Origin of the sequence: Pseudomonas sp. SDI, from assembly GCF_003105155.1 — a bacterium.
Classification (GTDB): domain Bacteria; phylum Pseudomonadota; class Gammaproteobacteria; order Pseudomonadales; family Pseudomonadaceae; genus Aquipseudomonas.
The window spans coordinates 1-7,499 of sequence record NZ_QETK01000056.1; the positions used below are offsets into that span (position 1 = coordinate 1).

At 63.4% G+C, this 7,499-nt stretch carries 6 protein-coding genes; 5 read left to right on the forward strand and 1 reads right to left on the reverse strand.

The window, feature by feature from the left end; all coding sequences use genetic code 11:
• Positions 1-270: 270 nt before the first annotated feature.
• Complete coding sequence (locus DCO48_RS22295; protein ID WP_116552773.1) at positions 271-711, reverse strand: heme-binding protein; 441 nt, start codon at positions 709-711, stop codon at positions 271-273.
• Positions 712-967: 256 nt separating this feature from the next.
• Here DCO48_RS22295 and gcl point away from each other — a divergent pair, with 256 nt between their 5' ends.
• The 5 genes from gcl to pyk all read left to right on the forward strand — a co-directional run bounded on the left by gcl (position 968) and on the right by pyk (position 7,434).
• Positions 968-2,743: a glyoxylate carboligase gene (gene gcl / locus DCO48_RS22300; RefSeq protein ID WP_116552774.1), complete on the forward strand. Its 1,776-nt coding sequence runs from the start codon at positions 968-970 to the stop codon at positions 2,741-2,743.
• Positions 2,744-2,797: 54 nt separating this feature from the next.
• The gene (hyi, locus tag DCO48_RS22305; RefSeq protein WP_116552775.1) at positions 2,798-3,580 is read left to right on the forward strand and encodes a hydroxypyruvate isomerase; all 783 of its coding nucleotides are present in this window, start codon (positions 2,798-2,800) and stop codon (positions 3,578-3,580) included.
• A gap of 167 nt (positions 3,581-3,747) precedes the next feature.
• Positions 3,748-4,641, forward strand: coding sequence for a 2-hydroxy-3-oxopropionate reductase (locus tag DCO48_RS22310; protein ID WP_116552776.1), 894 nt, complete (start codon positions 3,748-3,750; stop codon positions 4,639-4,641).
• Positions 4,642-4,748: 107 nt separating this feature from the next.
• Positions 4,749-6,029: a glycerate kinase gene (locus tag DCO48_RS22315; protein ID WP_116552777.1), complete on the forward strand. Its 1,281-nt coding sequence runs from the start codon at positions 4,749-4,751 to the stop codon at positions 6,027-6,029.
• Positions 6,019-7,434 (forward strand): pyruvate kinase, encoded by a 1,416-nt coding sequence (gene pyk, locus DCO48_RS22320; protein ID WP_116552778.1) that lies wholly within the window; start codon positions 6,019-6,021, stop codon positions 7,432-7,434. The genes DCO48_RS22315 and pyk overlap by 11 nt, the downstream gene beginning before the upstream one ends.
• The last annotated feature ends 65 nt before the right edge of the window (positions 7,435-7,499 follow it).

The window sequence follows — 7,499 nt, forward strand, 5'->3', positions numbered from 1 at the left end:
CCATGGATGGGCCATCAGCGCGGTCCCCGCGGAGCAGGTGCGGAGCGAGGGAACCCCGGAGCGCAGCGCAGGGGCCGTATGCAGGGCCGGGGCGTTTTGGTCACTTTTGCGCCGTCAAAAGTGACCCGCCGTCAGGGCGGAAGGGGCCGGCAGAGCCGCCATCCACAATGGATATGCCCACCAAGGCCAAAGCCAAAGCCCATGGCATCGCCGGCAAGGCCGACCCACAGGGCAAATAACCGCTGAGAGCGCAGGCGCGGCTAAAAAGCCTTAGGCCGCTACCCCGGCATCAGCGGTCAACCCCGCCTCTTCGATCGCACTGATCGCACACTGCTCGTCTATGTCCGAGGTATCCCCGCTAATCCCGATCGCCCCCAACACGATCCCCTGCGCATTGCGAATCAGCACGCCACCGGGCGCCGGCACTACCGGGCTCTGGCCCAGGCCGTTGAGTGCGGCAAAGAACGCCGGACGCTGTTGTGCGTCGAGCGCCAGCAGGCGCGAGCCCTTGCCCAGGGCAATCGCCCCCCACGCCTTACCCATTGCCACCTGTGGCCGCAACAGGCTCGCACCGTCTTCACGCTGCAGGGTCAGCAGGTGCCCGCCGGCATCCAGCACCACCACTGTCAGCGGCGCAGCCGAGATCTTGCGACCCGCAACCAGCGCGGCATTCACCAGATTGACAGCCACTTTCAAGCTCAAAGCGTTCATGGAAGGTCCTCTTGTTGTTAGAAGCCCAGTTGGGCAAGTGAAAATTCAATACGACAAATAGAACACAATGGAGATTATTTTTGTATACAATAATTTCCGCCATCTGCATCGAATCTGACCAAATGCCGTTTTCACCGGTGTTACGACGAACGCGCAGGCGGCCGATGAAAATGGATTGACCAGAGCTGCCTGCCGTGAATACACTCTGACGAAAAGCCATTTGTATACAATTACAAAACCAAAGAGGCACAAAACCATGAGCAAAATGAGAGCAATCGATGCAGCCGTTCTGGTGATGCGCCGCGAAGGTGTTGAAACCGCGTTTGGCATCCCGGGAGCAGCGATCAACCCGCTGTACTCGGCTTTGAAGAAAGTCGGCGGTATCGATCACGTCCTCGCTCGTCACGTTGAAGGCGCCTCGCACATGGCCGAGGGCTACACCCGCACCAAGGCCGGCAACATCGGCGTGTGCATCGGCACCTCGGGCCCAGCCGGCACCGACATGGTCACCGGGCTGTACAGCGCCTCCGCCGACTCCATCCCAATCCTGTGCATCACCGGTCAGGCACCCCGTGCCCGCCTGCACAAGGAAGATTTCCAGGCCGTCGACATCACCAGCATCGTCAAGCCGGTGACCAAGTGGGCGACCACCGTTCTGGAGCCGGGCCAAGTGCCTTACGCCTTCCAGAAAGCCTTCTACGAAATGCGTTCCGGCCGTCCAGGCCCAGTGCTGATCGACCTGCCGTTCGACGTGCAGATGGCTGAAATCGAATTCGATATCGACGCCTACCAGCCGCTGCCCGTGCAGAAGCCTTCGGCCAACCGTGTTCAGGCCGAAAAGGCCCTGGCCATGCTTGACTCCGCCGAGCGCCCACTGCTGGTGGCCGGTGGCGGCATCATCAACGCCGACGCCAGCGACAAACTGGTCGAGTTCGCCGAACTGACCGGCATCCCGGTCGTTCCAACCCTGATGGGCTGGGGCATCATCCCGGACGATCACGAGCTGATGGTCGGCATGGTCGGTCTGCAGACGTCGCACCGCTACGGCAACGCCACCCTGCTCAAGTCCGACCTGGTGCTGGGTATCGGTAACCGTTGGGCCAACCGCCACACCGGCTCGGTCGACGTCTACACCGAAGGCCGTCGCTTCATCCACGTCGACATCGAACCGACCCAGATCGGCCGTGTGTTCACCCCGGACCTGGGCATTGTTTCCGACGCCGGGGCAGCGCTGGACGTGTTCCTCGAAGTGGCCCGCGAGTGGAAAGCCGCCGGCAAGCTGAAGTGCCGCGGCGAATGGCTCAAAGACTGCCAGCAGCGTAAAGCCAGCCTGCAGCGCAAGACCCACTTCGACAACGTGCCGGTCAAGCCACAGCGCGTTTACCAGGAAATGAACCAGGTGTTCGGCAAGGACACCTGCTACGTCAGCACCATCGGTCTGTCGCAGATCGCTGGCGCGCAGTTCCTCCACGTGTACAAGCCACGTCACTGGATCAACTGCGGCCAGGCCGGCCCGCTGGGCTGGACCATTCCGGCAGCACTGGGTGTGGTCAAGGCCGACCCGAGCCGCAAGGTTGTCGCCCTCTCCGGCGACTACGACTTCCAGTTCATGATCGAAGAGCTGGCGGTGGGCGCGCAGTTCAACCTGCCTTACGTCCACGTCGTGGTGAACAACTCCTACCTGGGTCTGATCCGTCAGGCACAGCGCGGCTTCGAGATGGATTACTGTGTGCAGCTGGCGTTCGAGAACATCAACGCTCCAGAGCTGAACGGCTACGGCGTCGACCACGTCGCGGTGGTCGAAGGTCTGGGTTGCAAGGCCCTGCGCGTGTTCAAACCGGAAGAAATCCAGCCGGCCCTGCGCAAAGCCCAGCAACTGGCAGAAGAGTTCAAGGTGCCGGTCGTGGTCGAGGTAATCCTCGAGCGCGTGACCAACATTTCCATGGGTACCGAAATCAACGCGGTCAACGAATTCGAAGACCTGGCCCTGGTCGGCAACGACGCGCCAACCGCGATTTCGCTGCTCGACTGATTCGCTGAAGCGGCCCTGCACACAGTGCAGGGCCCACTTTGCAAGGAGACAACCATGCCACGCTTCGCCGCCAACCTGTCCATGCTGTTCACCGAGCAGGACTTCCTCGCCCGTTTCAAGGCTGCTGCCGATGCCGGCTTCAGCGGGGTCGAGTACCTCTTCCCGTACGATTTCAGCTCGGCTGAAATCAAGGACCTGCTCGACAAGCACGGCCTGACCCAGGTGCTGTTCAACCTGCCGGCCGGCGACTGGGCCAAGGGTGACCGCGGCATCGCCTGCGACCCGGCCCGGGTCGAGGAATTCCGCGCCGGTGTCGACCTGGCCATCGCCTACGCGAAAGTCCTGGGCAACACCCAGGTCAACTGCCTGGCCGGTATTCGTCCACAGGGTCCGGACTGCGCCACCGTACGCAAGACCTTCGTCGACAACCTGAAATTCGCGGCCGAGAAGCTGCAGGCTGCCGGGATCAAGCTGGTCATGGAAATGATCAACACCCGCGACATCCCCGGCTTCTACCTGAACACCACCCAGCAGGCGCTGGAGATCCAGGCCGAGGTGGGCAGCAGCAACCTGTTCCTGCAGTACGACATCTACCACATGCAGATCATGGAGGGCGATCTGGCCCGCACCGTGGAAGGCAACCTGGCCAAGATCAACCACATCCAGCTGGCCGACAACCCGGGCCGCAACGAGCCGGGTACCGGCGAGATCAACTACCGCTTCCTCTTCGAACACCTGGACCGCATCGGCTACCAGGGCTGGGTGGGCTGCGAATACAAGCCGCTGACCACCACCGAAGCGGGCCTGGGCTGGTTGAAAACGCATAACGCGATCTAAGACAACTGTCGCGATCAGGCTTTTCTGTGGGAGCCGGCTCGTACCGCGAAGCGATGGTCGCTTCACAGCCGTCATCGCGGGACAAGTCAGGTAGCCGCACCGCCGCTCCCACAGGGCCCCCACAGCTTCAGATTGCTTGAACACACAATTACAACGAGGCAACTCTCATGGCTAAAATCGGTTTCATCGGCACTGGCATCATGGGCCGTCCAATGGCGCAGAACCTGCAGAAAGCGGGTCACAGCCTGTTCGTTTCCACCCACCACGATGCTGCCCCGGCCGAGCTGATCGCCGCTGGCGCCGTGGCCCTGGCCAACCCGAAAGAAGTGGCTCAGGAAGCTGAATTCATCATCGTCATGGTGCCCGATACCCCACAGGTAGAAAGCGTCCTGTTCGGCGAGAACGGCGTGGCCCAGGGCGTTGGCCCGAACAAGGTAGTGATCGACATGAGCTCGATCTCGCCGACCGCCACCAAAGCCTTCGCCGAGAAGATCAAGGCAACCGGCGCGGCCTACCTCGACGCCCCAGTATCCGGTGGCGAAGTCGGTGCCAAAGCGGCCACCCTGAGCATCATGGTCGGTGGCTGCCCGAACGCCTTCGAGCGCACCCTGCCGCTGTTCCAGGCCATGGGCAAGAACATCACCCGCGTCGGTGGCAACGGTGACGGCCAGACCGCCAAGGTCGCCAACCAGATCATCGTCGCCCTGAACATCCAGGCCGTTGCCGAAGCCCTGCTGTTCGCCGCCAAGAACGGCGCCGATCCAGCCAAGGTGCGTGAAGCGCTGATGGGTGGCTTCGCTTCGTCGAAGATCCTCGAAGTGCACGGCGAGCGCATGATCAAAGGCACCTTCGACCCAGGCTTCCGTATCAGCCTGCACCAGAAGGACCTGAACCTGGCCCTGCAAGGCGCCAAGGAACTGAACATCAACCTGCCCAATACCTCCAACGCGCAACAGGTGTTCAGCACCTGCGCGGCCATCGGTGGCGCCAACTGGGACCACTCGGCACTGATCAAAGGCCTGGAACACATGGCCAACTTCTCGATCCGCGACGAGCAATAAGTTTCGGCTAGACAAGACCCGAGCAACACCCGCCCTTGGGTCCGCCTGCACGGAGGCAGGCCCAAGGGCGTTTTCGATTCTGAAGAACAATAAGATTGGAGCCTGCCATGTCGGTCGATCCGCAACAATTCCTGCGCGAGCTGTTCGACACAGCCATCGATGCCGCGCATCCACGCCAAGTCCTTGAAGCTCACCTGCCCGCCGACCGCAGCGGCCGCGTTATCGTCATCGGCGCCGGCAAGGCTGCCGCGGCCATGGCCGAAGTGGTCGAGCACAGCTGGAAAGGCGAAGTCTCGGGCCTGGTCGTGACCCGTTATGGCCACGGCGCCAGCTGCTCGAAAATCGAAGTGGTCGAAGCCGCTCACCCGGTCCCGGATGCCGCCGGCCTGGCCGTGGCCAAGCGGGTACTGGAGATGGTCAGCAACCTGAGTGCCGACGACCGCGTCATCTTCCTGCTCTCGGGCGGTGGTTCGGCACTGCTGGCCTTGCCGGCCGAAGGCCTGACCCTGGCCGACAAGCAACAGATCAATAAAGCCCTGCTCAAGTCCGGGGCGACCATCGGCGAGATGAACTGCGTGCGCAAGCACCTCTCGGCGATCAAGGGCGGCCGCCTGGCCAAGGCCTGCTGGCCAGCCACGGTGTACACCTATGCGATTTCCGATGTACCGGGCGACCTGGCCACGGTCATCGCCTCCGGCCCTACCGTGGCCGACCCGAGCACCTCGGCCGAAGCCTTGGCGATTCTCAAACGCTACCACATCGAAGCGCCGCAAGCGGTGATCGATTGGCTGAACAACCCGGCCTCGGAAACCGTCAAGGCCGACGACCCGGCCCTGGCCCGCAGCCACTTCCAGCTGATCGCCCGGCCACAGCAGTCGCTCGAAGCTGCCGCGGTGAAAGCCCGTCAGGCCGGCTTCAGCCCGCTGATCCTCGGCGACCTTGAAGGCGAGTCGCGCGAAGTAGCCAAGGTACATGCCGGCATCGCCCGGCAGATCGTCCTGCATGGCCAGCCGCTGGCGGCACCGTGCGTGATCCTCTCCGGTGGCGAAACCACCGTGACCGTGCGCGGCAACGGCCGTGGCGGGCGTAACGCCGAGTTCCTGCTGAGCCTCACCGAAAGCCTCAAGGGCCTGCCCGGCGTGTATGCGCTGGCCGGCGACACCGATGGCATCGACGGCTCGGAAGAAAACGCCGGCGCCTACATGACCCCGGACAGCTATGCCCGCGCCCAGGCCCTGGGCCTGTCGGCGTCCGACGAACTGGACAACAACAACGGCTATGGCTACTTCGCCGCGCTCGACGCCTTGATCGTTACCGAGCCGACCCGGACCAACGTCAACGATTTCCGCGCCATTCTGATCCTTGAGACTGCCCAACATGACGCCTGACAAAAAAGTCAAAATCCTCGCCACCCTCGGCCCTGCGATCAACGGCATCGACGACATTCGTCAGCTGGTCGAAGCCGGGGTGAACATCTTCCGCCTGAACTTCAGCCACGGCGAACATGCCGACCACGCCCTGCGCTACCAGTGGATCCGCGAAGTCGAAGCCCAGCTGAACTACCCGCTGGGGATCCTCATGGACCTGCAAGGGCCGAAGCTGCGCGTTGGCCGCTTTGCCGACGGCAAGGTCCAGCTGCAACGTGGCCAGGCCCTGCGCCTGGACCTGGACGGCACCCCCGGCACCCTGGAGCGGGTCAACCTGCCGCACCCGGAAATCATTGCCGCGCTGGAGCCGGGCATGGACCTGTTGCTCGACGATGGCAAGCTGCGCCTGCGGGTCACCGCCAAGCACGCCGACGCGATCGACACCGAAGTGCTCAACGGCGGCGAGCTGTCCGACCGTAAGGGCGTGAACGTGCCACAGGCGGTGCTCGACCTCAGCCCGCTGACCGCCAAGGACCGCCGCGACCTGAGCTTCGGCCTGGAGCTGGGCGTGGACTGGGTGGCGCTGTCGTTCGTGCAACGTCCGGAAGACATCATCGAGGCGCGCCAGCTGATTGGCGACCGGGCCTACCTGATGGCCAAGATCGAAAAACCCTCTGCCGTGACCCAACTGCGTGAGATCGCCCAACTGAGCGACGCGATCATGGTCGCCCGTGGCGACCTCGGTGTCGAAGTGCCGGCCGAAAGCGTGCCGCAGATCCAGAAAAACATCATCGCCACCTGCCGCCAGCTGGGCCGTCCGGTAGTGGTGGCGACACAGATGCTGGAGTCGATGCGTTTCTCCCCGGCACCGACCCGCGCCGAAGTCACCGACGTGGCCAATGCCGTGGCCGAAGGGGCCGATGCGGTGATGCTCTCGGCGGAAACCGCCTCTGGCGAATACCCGCTGGAAGCCGTGCAGATGATGAGCAAGATCATTCGCCAGGTCGAATCGGGCCCGGATTACCAGGCGCAGCTGGACGTTAGCCGGCCACAGGCGGAAGCCACCGTATCGGACGCGATCAGCTGTGCGATCCGCCGGATCAGCGGCATCCTGCCGGTTGCGGTGCTGGTCAACTACAGCGAGTCGGGCAACTCGACCCTGCGGGCCGCGCGTGAGCGGCCACGGGCACCGATCCTCAACCTGACGCCGAACCTGACCACGGCGCGGCGCCTGAGCGTGGCCTGGGGCGTGCATTCGGTGGTCAACGACCGCCTGCGCCAGGTGGACGAAGTGTGCTCGACGGCCCTGGAAATCGCCCAGGCGCAAGGCATGGCCAGCCGTGGCGACACGCTGCTGATCACCGCCGGTGTGCCTTTTGGCAAGCCAGGGTCGACTAACACGCTGCGGATCGAGACGTTGATCTGAGGTGACTGCATCGCGGGACGAGCCCGCTCCCACAAAGCCCTGTGCGTTGCTGTGGGAGCGGGCTC